The sequence below is a fragment of the Massilia sp. 05N420 genome, assembly GCF_056397205.1.
The window spans coordinates 66,851-89,278 of record NZ_JBFTMX010000005.1 but is presented as its reverse complement, the minus strand read 5'-3'; the positions used below and the strand labels follow the sequence as shown (position 1 = coordinate 89,278).

Genomic DNA, 22,428 nt, shown 5'->3' with positions numbered 1-22,428 from the left:
TCAGGCGAGCGGGCTACAATCGCCCCATGTCCAGCACTTCTCTCGAATCGACCTCCCTTCTCACCGGCCTTGCCCCTATCATCGCCCCCGGCACGCGCATCCTGATCCTGGGCAGCTTCCCCGGCGCCGCCTCGTTGGCCGCCCAGCAGTACTACGCCCACCCGAGGAATCAGTTCTGGAAACTGGTCGGCGCCCTGGTCGATGAAGACCTCTACAGCCTGCCCTACGACGAACGCCTGCCGCGCCTGCTGGCCCACCGTTTCGGCCTGTGGGACGTGCTGGCCGCCTGCGAGCGCGAAGGCAGCCTCGATTCCGCCATCCGCAAGCCGGCCGCCAACGATTTCGACCGCCTGCGGCATCTGTGTCCGGCACTGGAAACGGTGGGCTTCAACGGCCAGGCATCCGGCAAATTCGCGCCGCAGTTCGAACAGGCCGGCTACCGCACCGTGGTGCTGCCGTCGTCGTCGCCGGCGCACATGGCGATGAGCTTCGAGCAGAAGCTGGCCGTGTGGCGCAGGCTGGTCGACGCCGGCCTGGATGCCGGCGTTACCGCCCGGCTGTTCTGAGGTATTTGTGCGGTGCAAAAGGAACCGTGCTACACTACGTTATCGGTCAGGTCTGATGGTCCTGCCGTTCCCCGCGAAAGGCACGCGGCGCAATATGTGTAATGCTGCGCGCGAGCACGCCCGACGGGGATGTCATTCCACATACGTTGGTCGGTTTACACGATGGGTGCACCTGGCAGATAGCCTGGGCGTCCGGGCTCCGCACCTTGCAGATAGCAAGGGCTGGAGCGGCGATTAAGGCATTGGCGTCACATTGAAACGAAGCCCGCAGTGAGCGGGCTTTTTTTTCACCATCCTACCGAACTGGAGTATGCAGATGGCAAAAGAAGAACTGATCGAAATGAATGGCGTTGTCTCGGAAGTTTTGCCCGACTCGCGTTTTCGTGTGGATTGCGAAAATGGCCACAAGCTGATCGCCTACACCGCGGGCAAGATGAAGAAAAACCACATCCGTATCCTGGCCGGCGACCAGGTCAGCCTGGAGCTGTCGCCGTATGACCTCAGCAAGGGCCGCATCACCTTCCGCCACATCGAAAAACGCGGCGCACCGGCAGCCCGGTCGAGCTTCCGCGGCCGCCGCTGACAGCACGGCGAACGTAAAAGGGCGCCAGCCCTTTTTTTTCGGCGCAACGTCCCCATATCTGCTCCATCCCCCCAGTCTCCACACGGCTCGACACTGCAGCCGGAGCCGCTTTTCCCGACTTCGACCCTGTCAACCGCCCCAGGCGCTGCGTCAGCATTGCCTGGGATTGGGCATTGGCGTTAACGAATCACATGATTAAAGGACACGAGATGAAAGAAGAGCTGATTGAAATGAATGGCAAGGTGACTGAAGTGCTGCCGGAAATGCGCTTCCGCGTCGACCTCGAGAATGGTCACCAATTGGTGGCATACACTTCCGGCCGGATGAAGAAGAACCACATCCGCATCATCGCCGGCGACCGCGTCACGCTGGAGATGTCGCCGTATGACCTCAACAAGGGACGGATCACTTTCCGTCACCTCGAGAAGCATGGCATGCCGAAGCCGCCGGCGCGTCCGCGCCGGCACTGATCGAATTTAATCGACCGCCATCGCCTGCGAGATAGCGGCGAACGAGGCATCGAAGCGGTAGGGGATGTTCAGGTGGCTGTCGTCGAATTCCTCGTGCACGAAGGGAATGCCGCGCTGCCTGAGCTTCTCGCAGAAGATGCGGGCGCCGTACTGCAGGTTGAATTCGTCTTTCGTTCCGGCGTCCAGGTAGATCAGCCGCAGCGACGCCAGCGCGCGGCGGTATTCGTCCACCAGGTGCACCGGATCCCATTCCAGCCAGCGGCGCCATACTGCTTCGTCGAGTTCGCAGCTGTGCGGATCGAAGGGCAGCACGAAGCCGTGCGGGGCCTGCGGATCCGGCGAATAGCAGGACGCCATCGCCAGCGTGTTGACCGCCGCGCGGTAGCCGGCGTCGCGCGGGCGGATCGTGTGCAGGTCGCGCATCAGCCGGTCGATGCCGCCCAGGCGTGCCAGTTCGCGCGCGCAGGCGACGAAGGCCGGCTTGTAGCACAACTCGAAATACAGGTCGCCGCTGTGCGAGGCCGTCAGGCCGAAGATGCCCGGATGGCGCATCGCCAGCATCAGCGCGCCATATCCTCCCGAACTCTTGCCCACCACGGCGCGGCAATCGCGGCTGTCCAGCGTGCGGTAGCTGCGGTCGATGTGGGGCACCAGTTCCTGCACCAGGTGGTCTTCGTAGCGTCCGGTGGCGCTGGAATTGATGTACTGRCTGCCGCCCAGTCGGGTCAGGCAGTCCGGCATCACGACGATCGCCGGCCGCATGGTCCCGCTGCCGATCAGCCGGTCCAGGCGCTGGACGATGTTCTCGTCCCATACCGTATCGTTCAGGAAGGTCGTGCCGCGGCCGTTGAAGCCTGCCAGCAGGTAGACGACGGGGTAGCGGCGTGCATGCTCCTCGTCGTAACCGGGCGGCAGGTAGACCGGGATGTCGCGCCGGGCCGGGTCCCCGAGGGGATTGCCGGCCAGGATGGGGCTGTGGAAGGATTCGATGACGATACGGCTGGGCAAACAGTTCTCCTTGTGCCTGGTGATGGACGAAGATTAACGCATGCCGAGCTGGCGCAGGTGGGCCAGCTTGGCGTTATAGAGATTACGCGTGTCCTTGCGCGTGCTGGTATCGGCCGCAAGGGTCAGCTGTTCGCGCGCTTCCTTGACCTCGCCAAGCTGCAGCAGGCTCGCCGCCAGCCAGAAATGGAATTCGTCGTAGTAGGGGGCGCGCCTGACTTCGCGCGCGAACAAATCTCTGGCCTCGCTGTATTCCCCATGCTGGTAGGCGGTGACGCCCTTGTTGAAGTAGAGGAAGGGCGGAGCCGGTTCGATCCTGGCGGCGCGCTGGGCGACCGCCCTGGCTTCCTCGGTCTTGCCCTGTGCCGTCAGCACCGGTTCGAGGTTGCGCAGGGTGATGACGCTTTCGGGTTCGCGCGCCAGCGCTGCGCGGAACGCACGCTCGGCCATGGCGAAATCGCCGCGGCGATCGTAGACCACGCCCAGGGTATTGTAGGCCAGCGCGGTGCGCGGGTTGCCGCTGGTGGCCGCGCGCGCCCACCAGTAGGCATCGTCGAGCTTGCCCTGCACCAGGGCTTCGGCGGCGCGGTTGTTCTGGAACATCATGATGATGTCTTCTTCGTCCAGTTGCCGGGTATAGCGCTTGTCGGCGCGCGCATCCGGCAGGAAGTCGACCACCAGCGCGCGTTCCGGATCCGAACCGTAGAGGTCGGGGGCGCGATAGGCCAGCAGCAGATTGACGTGGCCGCTGAGCAGGTAGAAGCCGTTGTTGCGGCTCCAGCTTTCCTCCATGATGACGTCCTGGTAACGCACCGTCATCCCGAGTTCCTTGGCGAAGGCGRCCGTCATGATTACCAGCGACATGCAGTTGCCGGCGCGGTCGCGGAAGGTCTCGGCCGCGTTGCGGGTATAGCTCGCGTCGTAGTCGAGTTTGAGGCCGGTCTTGCTGCCGGTGTACAGGGCTTCCAGCAGGCCGTATTCCTTGCCGCGGTTGCGCAGATAGGTATTGAAGGCCGAGCTGTGCAGATACTCGCGCATTTCGGGGCTGAGCGCGAACAGGTCGGCGGTACTGATCTTTTCCGTCGGCGGACCGAAGGCGGCGTCGCGGTACAGGTCGGGTGCCGGGGCCGGCGGCGCGCTGGCGCAGCCGGCCAGCAGGACCATCATGAACGCTATGAGGTATCTCATTTTCTCCTCCGTGTCCGGTGTACTTTTCCTTCAGTATCTGCCGGTGCGAAGAAGATGTAAAGACGCTCTCGAGGGGGGAGCTTACTGCTCGTTACTGGTCGTCGTGGAAGGCTTCGTGCAGTTCGTCGAGCAGCTCGGCGGTTTCTTCCGCCGACAGGCCCAGATAAGCGCAGGCGCGCACGCCGCCCTTGTTCCACTCGAGCGATTCGGCATGGCCCTGGTACTTGCAGATCGCGGCTTCCGCCAGCAGCGACAGCGCCACCAGCGAACGCACCGCGCCGGCGGTATGCGCGTCTTCCAGCACGGCGTAGTCGTGATGGTGCAGGATGGCCCAGACGACATGGTCGGACAGGCCCCAGTTGCGCGCCAGCAGGCAGCCGATCGAGGCGTGCGAGGTGGCGTGGCGCTCTTCTTCCAGCGCCGTGAACGGACGCTCGGCTTCGAGCGAGGCGGCGGCGTAGGTGGCGCCGTAGTCGGCGAAGCGGTCCATCAGCAGGGGCAGGCCGGTGTCGCAGAACAGGCCGAAGGTATGCGCCACGTCCGGCTCGCCGATGCGCAGGCGGCGCGAGAGGAATACCATGGCCTGGGCGCGGCGGGTCGAGACGTCCCAGAAGCTGGCCAGGGCCGCGCTGTTGGCGGGAATCGCCTGGCGCGCCAGCAGGCCGGTCATCAGCGAGGCGACCTGGTTAATGCCGAGGAAGAGGATGGCCTGTTCGATCGACTTGGCCTTGCGCCGTCCGCCGTAGATGGCCGAATTGGCCAGTTTCAGCAGGGCGCCCGACATGCCGACGTCGCTGGCGACGATGCGGCCGATCGTCTCCGGGCTCGGATCCGGCGAAGCAAGCTCGCGCTGCAGGTCCGCCAGCAGGCTGGGACGAGGCGGGATGCGGATCGACTTGATCAGGGCGTCGACGGGATCCTCGGCGGCGGCGGGACGCGCCAGGGCGGATGCTGTACTCATGGCAGGGGAGGGGGAAAACGATGCTGCACGGAAAGATGTGCAAAGCTCGTCACTATAAACCAGCACAAGCCAAGTTGCATCAAAGTATTCATTTTGTGTGGCAAATCAGACAGTTGCCGTTGTCACACTGCAGAGGCGACCGTGCGACTTGGCGGACGCGGCCGTTATAAGATTGTCACATGTCTTCTTTCATTCTCGCGGGGATCGATTTCTCCGCCCGTTCGGACGTGGTGGCGCGCCGGCTGATCGGCGTGACCGTGCTGGTCGACGGCGTCGGCGGCCGGATCGTCGAAACCGAAGCCTATGACGGCGAGGACCCGGCCTCCCACGCCTATTCCGGACCGACGGAGCGCAACTTCGCGATGTTCGGCCCGCCGGCCCATGCCTATGTCTACCGCTCCTATGGCATCCACTGGTGCCTCAACTTCGTCTGCATGGAGCAGGGGCACGGCGCCGGGGTGCTGATCCGCGCCCTCGAACCGGTCGCCGGCCTGGAGACGATGCGCGAGCGGCGCGGCACCACCGACGAGTGGCTGCTGTGCTCCGGGCCCGGCAAGCTGTGCCAGGCGCTGGGGGTGACGCGGGCGCTGAACGGGTCGTCGCTGGCGCAGCCGCCGTTCGAACTGGCGGCCGCGCCGAAGGGCATCGAGGTGGTGACTGGCCCGCGGATCGGCATCTCGAAGGCGGTCGACGTGCCGTGGCGCTTCGGCCTGAAGGGTTCGCGCTACGTCAGCAAGCGCTTTCCATGAGGGCTAGGCGCGCCGCCGCAGGCCCTGGCGGTTTTCCAGTGCGGGACGCGGCCCCCGGCTGCCGCCGGCGCGCATCGGGCTGTCCGGCGCGCGACGTTCCTGCTCGGCCTTATCGGCCGCCTCGACGCCCTCGACCTGGAACACGGATACCGCGCGCGCCAGGTTGACGGTCTGCTCGTGCAGGCTGGCCGCCGCCGCCGCCGCCTGTTCGACCAGGGCCGCGTTCTGCTGGGTCATGTCGTCCATCTGCCCGACCGCGCGGTTGACTTCCGCGATGCCGTCGGCCTGTTCCGTGCTGGCCGAACTGATGCGGTTGATGATGTCGTTCACCTGCTGCACCGAGGCGACCACGCTGCCCATGCTGGCGCCGGCTTCGTTGACCGAGGCGCTGCCGCCGTCGATGATGGCGACCGAATCGGCGATCAGCGCCTTGATCTCCTTCGCCGCCGAGGCCGAGCGCTGGGCCAGGGTGCGCACCTCGCTGGCCACCACCGCGAAGCCGCGTCCCTGTTCGCCGGCGCGCGCCGCTTCCACCGCCGCGTTCAGCGCCAGCAGGTTGGTCTGGAACGAGATGCCGTCGATGACGCCGATGATGTCGACGATCTTGCGCGAACTGGCGCGGATCGATTCCATGGTCGCCACCGCGCGCTCGACCGACTGGCCGCCGCTGGCCGCCAGCCGCGCCGCCTCGGCCGCCAGCCCGGTGGCCAGGCGCGCGTTGTCGGCGTTGCCCTTGACGGCCGTGGTCAGGGTCTCCATCGCGCTGGCGGTCTGCTGCAGCGAGCCGGCCTGCAGCTCGGTGCGGGTCGAGAGGTCGAGGTTGCCGCTGGCGATTTCCTTCGAGGCAGTGTCGATCGAGTGGACCGAGGCCAGGATGCTGCGCAGGGTCTCGTTCAGGGTGGCGATCGAATGGTCGAGCGCCCGCGAAGTGTCGGCGATCTCGTCGCGTCCGTCGTTGCCGGCGCCGCGCTTGAGTCGCCCGTTGGCCAGTTCGCCGACCACTTCCGACATCGCGTGGATATCGGCCAGCATCGCACGCCGTACCAGCATCGTCACCACCAGCGACAGCGCGATCGACAGCACGACCAGACCCGCCATCGTCATGCCGAGCATCTGGAACTCGGCCTTGGCGGCGTCGTGGGCCTGAGAACTCAGTTGCTGTTCGAGCGCCGACAGCTGCGCCAGCTGCGTGTTCAGTACGCCGAAGCGCTGTTCCGCAAGCCGCATCGAACCGGTGGCCAGCGAATGGTCCACCTGCGCCAGTTCGATGCTGTCGGTCGCGCTCTTGCGGTAGTCGGCCAGGGCCTTGATCGACGATTCGACCAGCTTGCGCTCGGCGGGATTCGATGCGTCCGCCAGCGCCGCCAGGCGGGCCTGCAGCGCTTCGTGTTTCTTCTTGATGTCAGCAACCAGCGCATCGATCCGTCCCTGCCCGAAGCTGCCGCTGATGGATGCCAGCAGCTGGTAGATGTTGCCATGCGCGTACTTGGCGTCGCCCGAGATATCGGCTGCGGACTTCAGGTGTGCGGTGCGGACCTGCACGATGTTTTCCAGCGATGCGTTCTGGCGCACCATGCCGTAATAGGCGGCACCCGAAAGCAGCATGAGGAGCAGCAGCACCAGGGTCGGCGCCAGCAGCAGTTTGGGACCGATCCGTAATTTTTTCAGCATGCTTCCCCCGCCAGTAATGGCCGGCGAGCCGGCCGGAATCGCACCCCGCTCGACATTACACCGTCATTTCTTGTAGATGCCCGCTTCCAGTACGACGTCGTCGACCTTCACCATATAGGTGGTCTTCGGTTCGATCTTGCCGCTGACCGGGTTCTTGTAGGTGTAGTCGTACCAGCCCTTGCCCTTGGTCGCTGCCAGCTGGACCATTTCGCGGCGGTACATCTTGCCGTTGGTATCGGGCACGTCGATCAGGTCCTTGCCGATCAGTGTCGGGTTGACCGGATGGGCCAGCATGATCGCGTTCCTGGCGTCACGCATGTGCAGGTAGAGTTCGCCTTTGAAGAACTCCGGATCCTTGCTGTTGATCCGCTTGATCATGGCGTCCTTGCCGTTCGCCTTCATGAAGGCGACACCTTTTTCGACCAGTGCAACGGCATCCTTTTCGCTTGCGTCGGTGGCGCAGGCATTGCCCATGGCGAATGCGCAGGATAGTGCGGCGGCAGTGAACAGCAGCTTCATGGCGGGATTCCTTTCTAAGAAAAATTCGAAAAGAAATGTTTCCTATTTGCATTAATTAATGTACGACACCGGGTCCGCAAATAAGTTGCGCTGGCACAAGCTAGACGGCGGCCAGGAAGTCGGCCAGCATCAACGGCTCAGTAATCATCGGATCGTGATGGGTGTTCAGCTCCACCCATTTCCAATCCGGCTGGCGTTTGAGATTCTTCTTGACCTCGACCAGGGGCTCGAACGGCGATGCGACGCAATCGATGTAAATCCGCGGAACGCCATTGCCCATAGGGTTGTTCAGCACCAGCTTTTCCTGGTAGGTGCCTACCGGCTGCGGCGCCAGGCGTTCGCTGAGCCACTCTATCGTCTGTTTGTCGGCGACGCCGTAGGAGCTGGCGGGCGGCGCCGGAATCGCGATGCCCTTGCCCTGGCGTTCCACCTGTTCGAGGCGCTTCTTCGTCACTGCGGCCGGCTGGGCTTCGAACACCGACAGCCCGCTGTCGAGCACCATGGCGTCCACGAACACCATGCTTTTGAGCAGCTGCGGCATGCGGTCCGCGACGCCACTGATCACCACGCCGCCGAAGCCGCTCCCCACCAGGATCACATCGCTCAGGTTCTCGTAGCGGATGTGATTGCCAATGCTCGTGATGAAGGTCGATAGCGAAAGGTCCTTCGACAGCAAATGGGCCTGTTCGCCCAGCCCCGGGCAGGTCGGCGCGGTGACCGTATGGCCGCGTGCGCGCAGGGCGTGCGCGACCGCGTCCCAGCACCACCCGCCATACCATGCGCCATGGACCAGCACGAAGGTCTTCGGCTTGTTCGGCACAGGCGATGCCGCCGGGCGTGCGGCCGAGGCCGCGCCGCCCAGGAACAGGCTGCCCAGCGCGGCGAGGTGGAAGGTACGGCGTCCCAGCTTGGTCGACTTCATTCAGGCCTCCTTGTGATCGTGAGCAAAGCGAATTCGCAGTGTCGTTCTGTTCCGCAAGCGTTTCCTTGACAGGACGCAAGGCAAAACGTTAACCCACGGATATTGCCCTAGACCTTAAAAAGTTGCGGATGCGCAATCTTGTCCTTGGCCGCCTATCTATCATTGGTTTGTTTTATTCATGAACCATTGTTCAAAAAATGCACTCATCTCATCCATATGAGGTTCACATGTACAAGATCGCAGTCATTGGCTTGGGACCGCGCGGTATCTCGGTGCTCGACCGCATCATCGCGTATGCACGGAACGATCCGCATGCAACGCCGCTGGGGTTGTACCTGTTTGACGGTAAGGAATTCGGGCCGGGCTGCCATACCACCGACCAGGCAGACCACCTGCTGGTCAACACGGTCGCTTGCCAGATGACGCAGTTTTCCGACGACACCGTCCGCGGCGCCGGACCGCTCCTGTACGGGCCTTCGTTTGCCGACTGGCTCGGCAGCAAAAGCGGCAGGGGACCGGGTGTGGCGGCCGAGCATCTGGTCATCGACCGCAACGCTTACTATTCGCGCGCCCTGTTCGGCGACTATCTGCGCTGGGGCTTCGAGTACCTGAAGAAGATGGCGCCGCCGCACGTGAAGATCTTCCTGCACAACTTCGCCAACGTCGACGATCTCGAGGCCAACGGGGAAGGCTGGAATGTGTTCTACGACGGCTGCGCCTATCCGGTCGATTTCGTGTTCCTGACCACCGGCCACGCGCGCAAGCTGCCGAGCGAGGCCGAGTCGGCGCTGATGCAGAAGGTCGAGCGCGCGCGCGCCCACAACCCGAGCCTGCAGGTCGTGCTGGAACCCTATCCGATCCGTAATGCCGTCTCGAGCGTCAAGGAACGCGACACTATCGCCATCGAAGGCATCGGCCTGACCACCTTCGACCTGCTGGCGCAGTTGACCTCCGGCCGGGGCGGCGGCTTCGTCCCATGCGGCAAGATGGAACCGGTGGGCCGCCTGCGTTACCGGCCGTCGGGCAAGGAACCGAAAATCCTGTTGTACTCGCGCTCGGGCTTGCCGCTGATGGCGCGCGCGACCAATCAGAAAGGCGTGTTCGGCCAGTACAAGCCGAAATTCCTGACCATGGCCAGGGTCGAGGAACTGCGGGCGAAAACGCCGGGCGGCAAGCTCGATTTCGACCGGCAGATCATGCCGCTGCTCTGGAGCGACATGCAGTTCGCCTACTATTTCTCGTATCTGTACCGCAAGCTGGACAAGCTCACCGCGTTAACCTTCAGTAACGAGTTCATGGCGGCCGGCAGTGCGGCGGCGCGCCAGGAGCTGATCGACAAGTACGTCACCCGGCGCGACCAGCTGTCGTGGGACGAACTGGTCAACCCGATTCCCGCCCGCGCGCTGCAGAGCCGGCGCCAGTATGACGACTGGCTGCGCGGCTATATGTGGGGCGACTTCGAGCAGGCCTGCCTCGGCAACCTCGACGGACCGCTGAAGTCCGCCTGCGACGTCCTGCGCGACGTGCGCGACGTGATCCGCAGCGCCATCGACTATTGCGGATTGACCGAGCAGTCGCACCGCTGGGTGCTGTCCGAGTTCCTGCCGATCATGAACCGGCTGGCGGTCGGACCGCCGAAGGAGAGGATCGCGCAGCTGCTCGCGCTGATGGACGCCGGCATCGTGCAGGCCGATTTCGGACCCGGCGCGAGCTGTGTCCTGGACGAGCACTCCGGCCGCTTCTTGGTACGCAGCCACTGGAACGGCGAGACCGAAACGGCCGACGTACTGGTACGCGGGCGCGCCTCGCTGCCGGGGCCGCGCGAGGACAAGTCGCCGCTGATGCGCAAGATGATGCAGCGCGGGATCGTGTCGCCCTTCATGAACGGCAGCTTCCATCCGGGCGGCATCACCGTCGACCGCAACATGAACGTGATCGGGCGCGACGGCGCTCCGCAGTCCAGCCTGTGGGCGCTCGGCACCCTGGTCGAAGGATGCAAGTTCTACACCTTCGTGCTGCCGCGTCCCGGCGCCAATTCGACCACGATGGTCGACGCCGGGCGTGCCGTCGGCCGCATGATGGACGCGATCGGCGAGCGCAGCGCGCGTCTGCGGCTGCTGCAGGCGACCGATGAGCTGGCGGAACCCGGCGCGGGGATCGCGGCGCTCGCCTATCCGCTGGAGAGACCGGCGGAGCCGGCCGACGCCGAAGCGCCGGAGGTTCCGGTTGCGCCGCTCGCCCTGACCGGGGCCTGAGGTGGGCGCTGCGCTGCGTACCCGCCTCGCACAGGCCGGCCCCGGCCTGTGCGGCATGGCCGCCACGCTGACCGGGGTCGGGATCGGGCGCTTCGCCTATGCCGCGATCCTGCCCCTGCTGGTGCGGCAGGCATGGTTCGACCTGACCGCGGCAGGCTACCTCGGCGCCGCCAACCTGGCCGGCTACCTGCTCGGCATCGGACTGGCATCGCTGCTGGCGCGCCGCTGCCGGGCCGGCCGCATGGTGCGGCTGTCGATGCTGCTGTGCGCGCTGAGCTTTTTCGCCTGCGGCTGGCGCGATGGCGGCCTGGCCTGGTTCGTGGTGTGGCGCACCGTCGCCGGCGCCTGCGGTGCGATCCTGATGGTGCAGGCGCCGGTGCTGATCCTGCCGCGCACGCCGGCGGCGCGGCGCGGACGCACCAGCGGCGTCATCTTTTCCGGTGTCGGCCTCGGCATCGTCGCCGCCTCCACCATCGTTCCCAGCCTGGCGAGCTACCAGCTGGCGGTGACCTGGCTGGCACTGGGCGTCGTCTGCGCGCTGCTGACCGCGCTAACATGGCGCTACTGGCCGGCCGCCGCACCCACGGCAGCGGCGGCGCACCGGACAGCCCCGGGCTGGCCGCGCCTGTCCTTGCCGATCCTGCTGCTGTGCCTCGCCTATACGCTGAACGCGATCGGCTACCTGCCGCATACCCTGTTCTGGGCCGATTACATCACGCGCGAACTGCACCAGCCCCTGGCCGTCGCCAGCTTCTTCTGGGCCTGTTTCGGCGTGGGCGCGGCATGCGGCCCTTACCTGACCGGCGTGATCGCCGACCGCTTTGGCCTGAACCGTACGCTGGCGGTGGCATTCGGCCTGAAGGCCCTCGGCGTGGCGCTGCCGATGTTTTCCCACGGCGCGGTGACGCTGCTGTTGTCGTCGGTGCTGGTCGGCTTCTTCTCGCCGGGTATCGTCGGCGCGGCATCCAGCTATGCGCTCGAGATCGGCGGCGCCGGAGACCACCGGCGCAACTGGACCGCGATGAACCTGTGCTTTTCGCTGGCCCAGGCCGGCGGCGCCAGCGGCATGGTGTGGCTCATGCATGGCCGCCAGTCGTACGCAATCCTGTTCTGGATCAGCGCCGCCGCACTCGCCGTTTCGGCGCTGTGCATCGTCGCCATCGCCATGCTGCGCTTCAGGCACCGTACCGGCGGCGCCCAGCCCGGCATCGCMTGAGGCGGCGCGCGACGTGGCGGACGGCGAGGTCAAGTAGAATGCGGGATCGGTTTACTCGCAAAGGAAGAATATGAGATTGGTTCGCTACGGCCGCCCCGGTAAGGAAAAACCCGGCCTGTTCGACGAAGAAGGCCGCCTGCGCTCGCTGGCCGGCATCATCGACGACATCGACGCGTCGGTGCTGTCCGAAAAGGCGCTGCGCAAACTGGCCAAGGTCGACTGGAAGACCCTGCCCATCGTACGCGGCGAGCCGCGCTTCGGCGTCCCGGTCAAGGGCGTCGGCAAATTCATCGGCATCGGCATGAACTACTCGGACCACGCGGCCGAGGTGGGCGCACCAATTCCGAAGGAACCGATCCTGTTCATGAAGGCGACCAGCTCCCTGTCCGGCCCGGACGATGCGATCCAGCTGCCGAAAGGCTCGAAGAAGACCGACTGGGAAGTCGAGCTGGGCGTCGTCATCGGCGAGCGCGCGCAGTACGTCAGCGAAGAAGACGCGCTGAAGTACGTGGCGGGCTATTGCGTGGTCAACGACGTCTCCGAGCGCGCCTTCCAGTTCGAGATGGGCTCGCAGTGGGACAAGGGCAAGGGCTGCGACACCTTCGGCCCGGTCGGCCCCTTCCTGGTGACGAAGGACGAGATCTTCGACGTGCAGGACCTCGACCTCTACCTGGAACTGAACGGCAAGCGCGTGCAGACCGGGAATACCTCGAACATGATCTTCACGGTGGCGCAAATCGTCAGCTACCTGTCGCGCTTCATGACCCTGGAGCCGGGCGACATCATCAGCACCGGCACCCCGCCGGGCGTGGGCCTGGGCCGCACGCCGCAGCGTTTCCTGAAGAAGGGAGACAAGCTGCGCCTGGGTATTGCGGGATTGGGGGAGCAGCAGCAGGAAGTGGTGGCTTACCCGAAGGCTTGATATAGGCCCGCTGCCTTAAACGTCGTTCCCGCGCAGGCGGGAACCCAAGTTTGCTCGCTGGACCGCATACTGACCTTGAATTCCCGCCTGCGCGGGAATGACGCCTCCTCTAGCCGAGCCCGGAATCCCCTCCAAAAAATTGAGGATTGAAAATAAGCGCGAAGCGCCGGGATTCTTTTGATTTTTACCGGACGGCATGCGAATATTTCCTGCATGACAGACCGCCTCCGCCTCATCCCTCCTGACGCCTGGACCGCCGCCCAGCGCGCGGCCGCGCAAGAGATCGTCAACGGCCCGCGCGGCGCCCTCTACGGGCCCTTCGTGCCGCTGCTGCACAGCCCCGAGCTGATGGCCCATGCGCAGCGCATGGGCGAGTATCTGCGCTACCGCAGCGCCATCGGCGTGCGGCTGTCCGAGCTGGCGATCCTCGTCACCGCGCGCGAATGGGACCAGCAGGTCGAGTGGGCGATCCACGCGCCGATCGCGCTGCAGGCCGGCATCGCGGCGGACCTGATCGACGCCATCGCGCACCGCCGGCGGCCGAAGGCGATGCCGGCCGACGAAGAGGCGGTGTACGACTTCTGCGTGGAGCTGCACCGCGACAAGCGGGTCTCCGACCGCGTCTATCAGAATGCGCTGGCGCTGTTCGGCGAGCAGGGCGTGGTCGACCTGATGGGCGTGAACGGCTACTACACCTTCCTGGCGATGGTGATGAACAGCGCGCAGACCGCGGCGCCGGCGTCGAGCGCGGATCCGCTGCCGGAATGAGGGCTGCCGGGATGGCTTATCGACGCGTTGGCGCGTTCGTCGCCGCCTTCCGGGCTTTCGTCGCGCAGTGCCACGCGCTGCGCTTCCGGCAGGCAAAGTAGGGGCGTAACACCACCCCTCAACCAACGGAGACATGAATGAAACCACACTACGTGCTTGCAGCGGCGATCGCCGCCACCTCGGTCCTGGCCCTGGCCGCTGCACCGGAACCGCTGCCGGCACCCTGGCAGCTGGCCGGCGAGAATCCGCAGAAATTCGCGGCCGGCGTAGACCAGGAAGACGGCGTCAAGGGCGCCAAGTTCCTCACCAATAAAAGCGACGATGGCAAGGCCTGGGCTTCGCTGACCCAGGCGATCTCGGCGCAGAACTACGTCGGCCAGCGGGTGCGCTTCCGTGCGCGCGTACGCACCCAGGATGTCGGCAACTGGGCCGGCCTGTGGATGCGCGTCGACGGCGTCAACCGGCCGGGCCTGTCCTTCTACAACAGCCAAGACAAGCCGATCAAGGGGACCACCGACTGGCAGGAGCGCAGCGTGGTGCTGGACGTCCCGCAGGATGCCCGCGCGATCGTGTTCGGGGTGATCGGCGCCGGCAAGGGCACCGTCTGGATCGACCAGCTAGCGTTCGAAACCGTCGGCCAGGACGTGCCGGTCGACAGCATACAGCCGGCCCGTTCGCTGTCGGTGTCGCCGACGCTGTGAGGGCCGCAATGAAGACCTGTGCCATGTTTGCCGCCGGCATCGCCGTCTCCGCGGCGGCGTTCGCAGCGGCTCCCGAACCGCTGCAGGCTCCCTGGGTCGTCACCGGCATGCACCCGCAGAAATTCACGGCCGGCGTCGACCAGGACCCCGGTGTGCGGGGCGCCAAATTCTTGCGCAACAAGGCGGACGATCCGAATGCCTGGGCCGCGCTGGCACAAGTAATCTCGGCACAGAACTACCTCGGCCAGCGCATCCGCTTCCGCGCCTTCGTGAAGACCCAGGACGTGAGCGGTTGGGCGGGCTTGTGGATGCGGGTCGATAGCCGTGCCGGCCGCAGCATCGCCTTCTACAACAGCGCCGACAGGCCGATCACGGGTAGCACCGACTGGCAGGAACGCAGTGTGGTGCTGGACGTGCCGCAGGACGCCGCGGTCATCGTGTTCGGCGTGAACAATATTGGCAAGGGCCAGGTATGGATCGACCGCCTCGGCTTCGACCAGGTCGGTCAGGATGTCCCGGTGGACAGCATGCAGCCCGGTCGTCCGTTGCCAACGGTGCCGGTCCTGTGAGTGTGCAGGACGACACCGCCGCCGCGGCTGTACGGCGCCTGTACGGTTGCAGCGCGCGCCAGGGCTTGTGCAGCCTGGCCGCGCTGTGCGCCTTCGTGTCTGGCGCCGCCTGGCTGCAACGGTATTCCCTGATCGGCTTGTTCACGGCGATCCTGGGGCCGATGCTGCTGACCTGTGCCATCCTGCTACTGGGCGCACGCATCTTCGGATCCCGCCTGGGCTGGCGCGAGGCCTGGGGAGCGCTCCTGTTTGCTGCCGGCGCGGGGACGCTGGCAGCGCTCGCGCCCTACCATGCCTGGATGCGATCGCAGGGCCTGGCTGGCTTACCCGATCTGCAGGTGCTGGCCTGCACCTTTGGCGTGAGCACGCTGGCGCTCGGCCTGCCGCTGTGGCAGGCCCAGGTCCGCGCCCGCGCCCAACAGTTGGCCGGCTTGCGCCACGCGGTGCTGGCCGCGGAGCTGAAAGCCCTGCAGGCCCAGGTCGAGCCGCACTTCCTGTACAACACCCTCGCCAACACTCGCTACCTGGCGCGCCATGATCCGGAGCGCGCCGCGCAGATGCTGGAACACCTGATCGCCTACCTGCACAGCGCCTTGCCCGACATGCGCAGCCAGGACTCGACCCTGGGCCGCGAATTCGACCTCGCTGGCCACTACCTGGCCCTGATGGCGATCCGCTTCGGCCAGCGCTTGCGCTACCGCCTAGATTGCCCTGACGTCCTGGCCGATATGCCCGTGCCGCCGCTGCTCCTGATGACGCTGGTGGAAAACGCGGTCAAGCACGGCGCCGAGCGCAAGCCCGGCCCCGTCAGCGTGAGCCTCGACGCGCAGCGCGCCGGCGCAGCGGTGACGATTACGGTCGGCGACGACGGGGCAGGGATAGCCGCCACGGTGCTGGGCAGCGGCGTCGGCCTGCGCAACCTGCGCCAGCGGCTGGCCGCGCTGTACGGCGACGCGGCCACATTCGACTTGCGCCGCACGCCGGCCGGCGTGACCGAGGCTGTGCTGACGCTGCCGATTGTGGACGGAAAGCTGGACGGGAAGCCGGGTCTGGAGATGGCGGCATGAGCGGGCCCTGCATCCTGGTTGCGGACGACGAGCCGCTGCTGCGCGCCGAGCTGACGGAAGCGCTGGCGCGGCTGTGGCCCGAAGCCCGCATCGTCGAGGCGGAGGATGGCATCGAGGCGCTGCGCTTGGGCCGCGAGATGGCGCCGCAAGTCGCCTTCCTCGACATCCGCATGCCCGGCCTGGATGGCCTGGAACTGGCGCGCGTGTTCGGGGCGCGCACCCACGTCGTGTTCGTGACGGCCTTCGGCGACCATGCCCTGGCAGCCTTCGACGAAGGCGCGGTCGATTACGTGATGAAGCCGCTGGGCATGGAGCGCCTCGCGCGTGCGCTCGAGCGGGCGCGGGCGCGTATCAAGGCAACGCCGCCGGACCTGGCACGGATAACGCAGCCGCCGCCGAAGAGCCAGCCGGCCTGGCTACAGGCCACAGTCGGCAACACCATCCACTTCATCGACCTGGCCGACGTCGTCTACTTCTGCGCGGACGCCAAGTACACGCGGGTGGTGACGGATTCGTTGGAAGCGCACATTCGCCTGAGCCTGAAGGAGCTGGCGGAGTCGCTGGACGGCGGCGCGTTCTGGCAGATTCACCGCGGCTACATGGTGGCGATCAAGCGGATCGCGGCGGCGGCGCGCGCCGAGGATGGAACCTTATGGGTGCAGCTGCGCAAACATGGCGCCAGACTGCCGGTGAGTCAGCGTTTCCAGCACCTGTTCCGCGGCATGTAAAGCTAGGCCAGCGCTTCCTTGGCCGCCTGCTCCGGCGTGAACTCATCGTAGAACATGTCGGTGAACCACTCGACATTCTCTTCGATGTAGTCCTGCGCCTGCTTCTGGGTGGCGCCGCCGGCCACCAGGTGCTTCTCGACCTCGATGCACCAGTTGATCAGCGCCATGGTCTCTTCGTCGAGTTCTTCTTTCTTCGCCATCGCTTTAGCCCAATACTTTTTTGAAGAAGGCCGAGATGGCCTGGACTTCCTCGAGGCACACCGAGTGCTGCATGGCGTACTCGTGCCACTCGACCTGGTAGCCCAGCGAGACCAGCAGGTCGCGCGACTGCTCGGCGCGGGAGAAAGGCACCACGTTGTCGTGGCGGCCGTGGGCCATGAAGATCGGCGTGGACAGGCTTTCCGGGGTGCGTTCCGTCGCCAGCGTGGCCGACAGCGGCACATAGCCCGACAGGCAGATCATGCCGGCCAGCGCTTCCGGGTGGCGCAGGCCAGTCTGGATGGTCATCGCGCAGCCCTGCGAGAAGCCGGCCAGCACGATGCGCGAAGCCGGGATGCCGCGCGCCTTTTCGCGCGCGATGAAGGCTTCGACTTCCTTCTGCGAAGCGCGCAGGCCGGTTTCGTCTTCGCGGCGGGTCAGTTCGGCGCCGGTGATGTCGTACCAGGCGCGCATCACGTAGCCGCCGTTGACGGTGACCGGCATGGTGCGCGCGTGCGGGAAGATGAAGCGGATGCCCGGCAGGCCGGCCAGGTCGAGCTCGCGCACGATGGGCACGAAGTCGTTGCCGTCCGCGCCCAGGCCATGCAGCCAGATGACGGAGATTTCCGGGTTGTCGCTGGTGTCGATGGTGACGTGGTCGAGCAGCTCGCTCATGCATGCATCCTTATTTTTTCTTGGGGCGCCAGGCGGCGCACACGGTCGGGTCGGTATCGATGAAGGGACCGCCGATTAGGTCGATGCAGTAGGGCACCGCGGCGAACACGCCGTTGACGATGGTCTTGCCGTCCGCGTCCTTCAGGCCCTCGAGGGTTTCCTTGATCGACTTCGGCTGGCCCGGCAGGTTCATGACCAGGGCAGCATGATCAGAAGCGGGGTCGGGCGTCTCGCGGATCACGGCCACCTGGCGCGACAGGATCGCGGTCGGCACGAAGTGCAGGCTGACCTGGCGCATCTGCTCGCCGAAGCCCGGCATCTCCTTGGTGCCGATGGCGAGGGTCGCCTCGGGCGTGACGTCGCGCCGCGCCGGGCCGGTGCCGCCGGTGGTCAGCACCAGGTGGCAGCGCACTTCGTCGACGAGCTCGATGAGCGCGCTCTCGATGTCGCCGCGGTTATCGGGGATCAGGCGGGTCTCGACGCGGAACGGGGTGGTCAGGGCCTTGCCCAGCCATTCCTGCAGGGCGGGGATGCCCTTGTCCTCGTACACGCCGCCGCTGGCACGGTCCGAAACCGACACCAGGCCGACGACCAGTTCCTGGACCTTATTCTCCAGACTCATCGCCGCTTTCCTCTTCGCCATCGCCTTCCGCGGCAGCCTTGGGCGCCTTGGCCAGGTCCTTCAGGATCTGGAAGATCTCGCGGTAGGCCTTGGGCGGCTTGTTCTCGGCCTGCTCCTTGCGCGCATTGCGGATCAGGGTGCGCAGGTGCTGCGCGTCCAGCTCCGGATGCTCGCCCAGCAGCTGGGTGAGGGCCTTGTCGTCGGCCAGCAGCTTCTCGCGGCGGCGCTCCAGCGCGTGCAGGGCGGCAGCTTCGGCCTTCGAGGTGCCCTTCCAGCTCTCGATGGTGCGCTGGATGACGGCGACTTCCTCCTCGTCGAGGGAGCGCATCATCTTGCCCACGTACTGCAACTGGCGGCGGCGGCCTTCGTGGTTGGTGATGGTCTGGGCCATGAGGATCGCATCCTTGACCTCGTCCGGCATCGGCACGCGCTTGACGCGGTCGCGCGGCGCTTCGATGAGCTGTTCGCCGAGCTTCTGCAACTCGTTACTCTGCCGCTTCAGTTCGGACTTGGAGGGGCGGTCGTATTCCGGTTCGAACTCGTCGGAGCGGAAGCCGACAGCGCCGCGGTTTGCATTTGGCATGATGATCTAGATTCGTCAGACGCACGTCTGGACGGTAAAAACAGTAAACGGCTGCTATGATAACTGTTTTAGGGCTCGCTACGACAAACGCACATGAACGACTCCGTCTTCACCCATACCCAGGATCAGCTCAAGCAGCTCGCACAGGACGTGCTGGCAATTGCAAAGGAAACCGGCGCCAGCGACGCGGCGGTCGAGATCAGCGAGGGTAGCGGTCTGGCGGTGACGGTGCGCAAGGGCCAGGTCGAGACCATCGAGCAGAACAAGGACAAGGGCATCGGCGTGACCGTCTACTGCGGCCAGCGCCGCGGCCATGCCAGCACCTCCGATTTCTCCAGCGCCTCGCTGCGCGCCACGGTGGAGGCGGCTTACAACATCGCCCGCTTCACCGCCGAAGACCCGGCCGCCGGCCTGCCGGACGCCGATCTGCTGGAAATGAACCCGCGCGACCTGCGTCTGTGCTACCCCTGGGACATCGATGCCGAGGACGCCGTGCGCATCGCCCAGCGTTGCGAAGCGGCCGCCTTCGGCGTCGACAAGCGCATCACCAACAGCGAAGGCGCCAGCGTCTACGTGCAGCAGTCGCACTTCGTGGCCGCCAACAGCCTCGGTTTCTGCGCCGGCTACCCGTTCTCGCGCCATACCCTGTCGGTCGCGCCGATCGCCGGCAAGGGCAACAAGATGCAGCGCGACGACTGGTACACCTCCGCGCGCGACCCGAAAAAGCTGGCCGATCCCGAAAAGGTCGGCCGCTACGCCGCCGAACGCGCCCTGGCGCGCCTGAACGCGCGCAAGCTCGACACCCGCACCTGCCCGGTACTGTTCGAAGCCCCGCTGGCCGCCGGCCTGGTCGGCTCTTTCGTCCAGGCAACCTCGGGCGGCGCCCTCTACCGCAAGTCGAGTTTCCTGCTGGATTCTCTCGGCAAGTCGATCTTCCCTTCGCACATCCAGATCGTCGAAGACCCGCACATCGTCGGCGCGGTCGGCTCCTCGCCCTTCGACGAAGAAGGCGTGCGTACCCAGACCCGCAAGGTCGTCAGCGATGGCGTGCTGCAGGGCTATTTCCTATCTTCTTACTCGGCACGCAAGCTGGGCATGCAGACCACCGGCAATGCCGGCGGCTCGCACAACCTGGAAATCCTGTCGAAGGAAACGAAGATCGCCGACGACTTCGAAGGCATGCTGCGCAAGATGGGCACCGGCCTGCTGGTCACGGAACTGATGGGGCAGGGCACCAACTACGTGACCGGTGACTATTCGCGCGGCGCGTCCGGCTACTGGGTCGAGAACGGCGTGATCCAGTACCCGGTCGAAGAGATCACCATCGCCGGCAACATGAAGGACATGTTCCAGTCCATCGTCGGCATCGGCAATGACGTGCTGACGCGTGGCAACAAGTCGACGGGCTCGATCCTGATCGAGAAGATGGTCATTGCGGGAAGCTAAGGCCGCCTACCACTGCCGGCGTCAGCCCCGCTATGCTTGAGGCAATGGCCACAGCTTTAATGCTTGCTCCAGCAAGACTTCTGCACGCTCCCGGATATCAGCCTCTGTCCAACTGGACTTGCTTTGCAGGTAAGCGTTCAGATTAAGGAGGCTATATCGACAAATCTGCGTTCTTTTTCCCTCGACCAATTCGGTACCATTCTTCTCCCAGGTATCCAGGAACGGCCCGTTGCTGACCGAGCTGTTGAGGCTTTGCGTGAGCAGCGTGAGGTTACCAAAGGTCTGGATAACCTGGTTACGCCGTGCGAATTCGTGGTCCGATTCGTTCGCAAGTGGATAATTGGCCGTTCCCGCCCATCCCTGCGGCATAATGTGTTCCACACTGAGCTGCTCAGTGGTTGGGACAGCTAATTGCTCATGCTTGACGGTACGGGCCCCAACTTCGAGCGCACGCAGCACGGCCGCCGTTTTCGCAGGGCGCAGCTCCTTGTAGACTGGTCGGTGCATCCAGTGCTCGGCAAATTCATCGTCGCGTGGCCAACAAGTACTATGGCCGCTGAGTCCGATCAAATAGGTTCGCAAAGCTTGCGCCGGATTGGCCTCGGTGGGATTGGACACCAATTCCAGCATCCGCAGGAAGATACGGTTATATCCTTTCGTGGTGAATCCACACACAGCACGACGGGTCAGGAAAGACAACAAGTCTGACAGGGCCTGGCAGAGCGCGGGATCGTTCTTTTCGTAGTGTTCGCGCAGGAATAGGTACACGGGTGTCAGCGTGCTGACATCGAGGACTTTGATCATGCGCGCGAATTCGGCCACATGGTCGTCACCGTCAGGAGAAATCAGCTCGCTGAAGTATTGGCTGGTCCGGACAATGTTTTTCAGCTCTTTCTCGATGTCACGGGGCTCTGCCAGCCACCACTCCTTGAAAGCCTGGAAGACATGGCTTACCTTGGTCTCCCGCTTGCACTTCAAGATGGTGTAATGGAAGAAGAACAGGTCGATTCGGGGATGGGTAATGCGGCCTTGCCGTTCTTTCTCCCGCCAATAGCGATTCGCCGTCACTTTATCATTTTGGTCGCGCTGCTCATCGAAACCTTGCCAGAACTGGTCATATAACTTCCCTACGCTCATTTCGCGCCGTGCGGCATCGAGGAAAACAAAATTCCGGACCAGATCCGATGCAAGTAGCGGTTCGCCACGTGCGTTCAGCGTTTCAAAGATGACTTGCGGATCGTCATCGCCCTCAAGCGTCAGCGTCATTATTTGTACCGCCTCCTGCAGAGACATATACAGGGCCTGGGCACGCTGCAGGGAAAGTGCCGGCAGATCGGAAACGGGTAACTGCGGCACGTTTTCCTTGCGGACCGACTGGATGACGGCATCGGATAAGGTGTTATCGCCTTCCGGGTTTTGGGGTTCATCCATCGAAATCCCCGCCAGAAAGGCCTTGATGGCCTGGTGCATATACAAATAGGCCTGCACCATCAAAGGCCGTTCATGCTTTTGCCTGCCTGTTGTTGCTGGAAATTCCTTGCAAACTGCTTGCATGGATGGCGCAGTATTGAGAAAACTGATCTCGTCCCGGCCGGCTTTCGTCGGCCATACTTTGTAGCGATCCGATTCGACTGCGAAAGCGCCGTCGTTTTGAAGAAGGCTCGACAGCATCTTGGTCATCGCAATATCTTCCAGCTGGGCGACCGCATGGCGAAAGGCGAGCAGGAAAAGGTGGAGCGTCGTCGTGCGTTGCTGTCCATCGATAACTTCGTATGCGGTAACCCTGCCGAACGCGCCATTAATTGGCGTTAGCACGACGGAGCCTAAGAAGTGCTTTCGCAAAGGCGCCAACTGAGCGGGGCTCGACGTTCTGAGTAACTCCTGACGGTCGAGCCATGCGGATGCTCGTTCTTCGACGTCGGCCCATAATGGTCCCACCTGCTTTTCCAGCGTCCACACATAACCGCGTTGAAAAACTGGAATAACATATTGTAGGGGCGAGCTGAAAAGGCGGATTGCCGAGGTTTTATCGGGTTGCATTGAT

Annotated in this window: 24 protein-coding genes; 13 read left to right on the top strand and 11 right to left on the bottom strand. The window is 64.6% G+C overall.

The annotated features are described in order from the left end of the window. Nucleotides 1-26: 26 nt before the first annotated feature. From AC1DIX_RS04420 to infA (AC1DIX_RS04410), 3 genes are all read left to right on the top strand, one after another. Complete coding sequence (locus tag AC1DIX_RS04420) at nucleotides 27-566, top strand: DNA-deoxyinosine glycosylase (RefSeq protein WP_477322293.1); 540 nt, start codon at nucleotides 27-29, stop codon at nucleotides 564-566. 316 nt (nucleotides 567-882) lie between these two features. Next, nucleotides 883-1,149 carry a translation initiation factor IF-1 gene (gene infA, locus AC1DIX_RS04415; RefSeq protein ID WP_441934486.1) on the top strand — a complete coding sequence of 89 codons (267 nt, stop codon included), beginning with the start codon at nucleotides 883-885 and terminating at the stop codon, nucleotides 1,147-1,149. Between the two features lie 209 nt (nucleotides 1,150-1,358). Continuing rightward, complete coding sequence (infA, locus tag AC1DIX_RS04410; protein ID WP_441934488.1) at nucleotides 1,359-1,619, top strand: translation initiation factor IF-1; 261 nt, start codon at nucleotides 1,359-1,361, stop codon at nucleotides 1,617-1,619. 6 nt (nucleotides 1,620-1,625) lie between these two features. On the opposite strand, the gene AC1DIX_RS04405 is transcribed toward infA (AC1DIX_RS04410), so the two are convergent. The 3 genes from AC1DIX_RS04405 to AC1DIX_RS04395 form a co-directional block, all read right to left on the bottom strand. Continuing rightward, complete coding sequence (locus tag AC1DIX_RS04405) at nucleotides 1,626-2,627, bottom strand: alpha/beta hydrolase (protein WP_477322291.1); 1,002 nt, start codon at nucleotides 2,625-2,627, stop codon at nucleotides 1,626-1,628. Between the two features lie 33 nt (nucleotides 2,628-2,660). Beyond that, a complete protein-coding gene (locus AC1DIX_RS04400) occupies nucleotides 2,661-3,812 on the bottom strand; it encodes a tetratricopeptide repeat protein (RefSeq protein WP_477322287.1) in 1,152 nt (383 codons plus the stop codon). A gap of 91 nt (nucleotides 3,813-3,903) precedes the next feature. Continuing rightward, the gene (locus AC1DIX_RS04395) at nucleotides 3,904-4,773 is read right to left on the bottom strand and encodes an HDOD domain-containing protein (protein ID WP_441934494.1); all 870 of its coding nucleotides are present in this window, start codon (nucleotides 4,771-4,773) and stop codon (nucleotides 3,904-3,906) included. 179 nt (nucleotides 4,774-4,952) lie between these two features. On the opposite strand from AC1DIX_RS04395, the gene AC1DIX_RS04390 reads away from it, so the two are divergent. Next, on the top strand, nucleotides 4,953-5,522 hold the full coding sequence (locus AC1DIX_RS04390; protein ID WP_477250857.1) for a DNA-3-methyladenine glycosylase: 570 nt from the start codon (nucleotides 4,953-4,955) through the stop codon (nucleotides 5,520-5,522). Nucleotides 5,523-5,525: 3 nt separating this feature from the next. Here AC1DIX_RS04390 and AC1DIX_RS04385 read toward each other — a convergent pair whose 3' ends face one another. From AC1DIX_RS04385 to AC1DIX_RS04375, 3 genes are all read right to left on the bottom strand, one after another. Beyond that, a complete protein-coding gene (locus AC1DIX_RS04385) occupies nucleotides 5,526-7,193 on the bottom strand; it encodes a methyl-accepting chemotaxis protein (RefSeq protein ID WP_477322282.1) in 1,668 nt (555 codons plus the stop codon). Between the two features lie 63 nt (nucleotides 7,194-7,256). Continuing rightward, entirely contained in the window at nucleotides 7,257-7,712 is a 456-nt protein-coding gene (locus tag AC1DIX_RS04380) for a cache domain-containing protein (protein ID WP_477322278.1), read from the bottom strand. A 100-nt stretch (nucleotides 7,713-7,812) separates the two neighbouring features. Next, complete coding sequence (locus tag AC1DIX_RS04375; RefSeq protein ID WP_477322275.1) at nucleotides 7,813-8,634, bottom strand: alpha/beta hydrolase; 822 nt, start codon at nucleotides 8,632-8,634, stop codon at nucleotides 7,813-7,815. A gap of 227 nt (nucleotides 8,635-8,861) precedes the next feature. Here AC1DIX_RS04375 and AC1DIX_RS04370 point away from each other — a divergent pair, with 227 nt between their 5' ends. The 8 genes from AC1DIX_RS04370 (at nucleotide 8,862) to AC1DIX_RS04335 (ending at nucleotide 16,860) form a co-directional block, all read left to right on the top strand. Then, a complete protein-coding gene (locus AC1DIX_RS04370; RefSeq protein ID WP_477322272.1) occupies nucleotides 8,862-10,889 on the top strand; it encodes an FAD/NAD(P)-binding protein in 2,028 nt (675 codons plus the stop codon). A gap of 1 nt (nucleotide 10,890) precedes the next feature. After that, complete coding sequence (locus AC1DIX_RS04365) at nucleotides 10,891-12,105, top strand: YbfB/YjiJ family MFS transporter (RefSeq protein ID WP_477322268.1); 1,215 nt, start codon at nucleotides 10,891-10,893, stop codon at nucleotides 12,103-12,105. Nucleotides 12,106-12,175: 70 nt separating this feature from the next. Continuing rightward, the gene (locus tag AC1DIX_RS04360; RefSeq protein WP_477250852.1) at nucleotides 12,176-13,027 is read left to right on the top strand and encodes a fumarylacetoacetate hydrolase family protein; all 852 of its coding nucleotides are present in this window, start codon (nucleotides 12,176-12,178) and stop codon (nucleotides 13,025-13,027) included. 213 nt (nucleotides 13,028-13,240) lie between these two features. Then, nucleotides 13,241-13,795 (top strand): carboxymuconolactone decarboxylase family protein, encoded by a 555-nt coding sequence (locus AC1DIX_RS04355; RefSeq protein ID WP_477322263.1) that lies wholly within the window; start codon nucleotides 13,241-13,243, stop codon nucleotides 13,793-13,795. Nucleotides 13,796-13,932: 137 nt separating this feature from the next. Further along, a complete protein-coding gene (locus AC1DIX_RS04350) occupies nucleotides 13,933-14,496 on the top strand; it encodes a transcriptional regulator (protein WP_477322260.1) in 564 nt (187 codons plus the stop codon). An 8-nt stretch (nucleotides 14,497-14,504) separates the two neighbouring features. Then, nucleotides 14,505-15,065 carry a transcriptional regulator gene (locus tag AC1DIX_RS04345; protein ID WP_477322256.1) on the top strand — a complete coding sequence of 187 codons (561 nt, stop codon included), beginning with the start codon at nucleotides 14,505-14,507 and terminating at the stop codon, nucleotides 15,063-15,065. Beyond that, nucleotides 15,062-16,132 (top strand): sensor histidine kinase, encoded by a 1,071-nt coding sequence (locus AC1DIX_RS04340; RefSeq protein ID WP_477322254.1) that lies wholly within the window; start codon nucleotides 15,062-15,064, stop codon nucleotides 16,130-16,132. The genes AC1DIX_RS04345 and AC1DIX_RS04340 overlap by 4 nt, the downstream gene beginning before the upstream one ends. Continuing rightward, complete coding sequence (locus AC1DIX_RS04335; protein WP_477322251.1) at nucleotides 16,129-16,860, top strand: LytR/AlgR family response regulator transcription factor; 732 nt, start codon at nucleotides 16,129-16,131, stop codon at nucleotides 16,858-16,860. Before AC1DIX_RS04340 ends, AC1DIX_RS04335 begins: the two co-directional genes overlap by 4 nt. Before the next feature lie 2 nt (nucleotides 16,861-16,862). Here the strand turns inward: AC1DIX_RS04335 and AC1DIX_RS04330 are convergent, their stop codons facing one another. The 4 genes from AC1DIX_RS04330 to yjgA are packed head-to-tail and all read right to left on the bottom strand — an operon-like array spanning nucleotide 16,863 to nucleotide 18,938. Next, on the bottom strand, nucleotides 16,863-17,060 hold the full coding sequence (locus tag AC1DIX_RS04330; RefSeq protein WP_441934518.1) for a hypothetical protein: 198 nt from the start codon (nucleotides 17,058-17,060) through the stop codon (nucleotides 16,863-16,865). Nucleotides 17,061-17,064: 4 nt separating this feature from the next. Further along, on the bottom strand, nucleotides 17,065-17,733 hold the full coding sequence (locus AC1DIX_RS04325; protein ID WP_477322249.1) for an alpha/beta hydrolase: 669 nt from the start codon (nucleotides 17,731-17,733) through the stop codon (nucleotides 17,065-17,067). A 10-nt stretch (nucleotides 17,734-17,743) separates the two neighbouring features. Further along, nucleotides 17,744-18,355 carry a molybdopterin adenylyltransferase gene (gene mog, locus AC1DIX_RS04320; protein WP_477322247.1) on the bottom strand — a complete coding sequence of 204 codons (612 nt, stop codon included), beginning with the start codon at nucleotides 18,353-18,355 and terminating at the stop codon, nucleotides 17,744-17,746. Beyond that, the gene (gene yjgA, locus AC1DIX_RS04315) at nucleotides 18,339-18,938 is read right to left on the bottom strand and encodes a ribosome biogenesis factor YjgA (RefSeq protein WP_441934524.1); all 600 of its coding nucleotides are present in this window, start codon (nucleotides 18,936-18,938) and stop codon (nucleotides 18,339-18,341) included. Before yjgA ends, mog begins: the two co-directional genes overlap by 17 nt. A gap of 93 nt (nucleotides 18,939-19,031) precedes the next feature. On the opposite strand from yjgA, the gene pmbA reads away from it, so the two are divergent. Beyond that, nucleotides 19,032-20,384, top strand: coding sequence for a metalloprotease PmbA (pmbA, locus tag AC1DIX_RS04310; RefSeq protein ID WP_441934526.1), 1,353 nt, complete (start codon nucleotides 19,032-19,034; stop codon nucleotides 20,382-20,384). Between the two features lie 30 nt (nucleotides 20,385-20,414). Here the strand turns inward: pmbA and AC1DIX_RS04305 are convergent, their stop codons facing one another. Further along, nucleotides 20,415-22,424, bottom strand: a complete 2,010-nt coding sequence (locus AC1DIX_RS04305) for a DUF262 domain-containing protein (RefSeq protein ID WP_477322245.1) — start codon at nucleotides 22,422-22,424, stop codon at nucleotides 20,415-20,417. Between the last annotated feature and the right edge of the window lie 4 nt (nucleotides 22,425-22,428).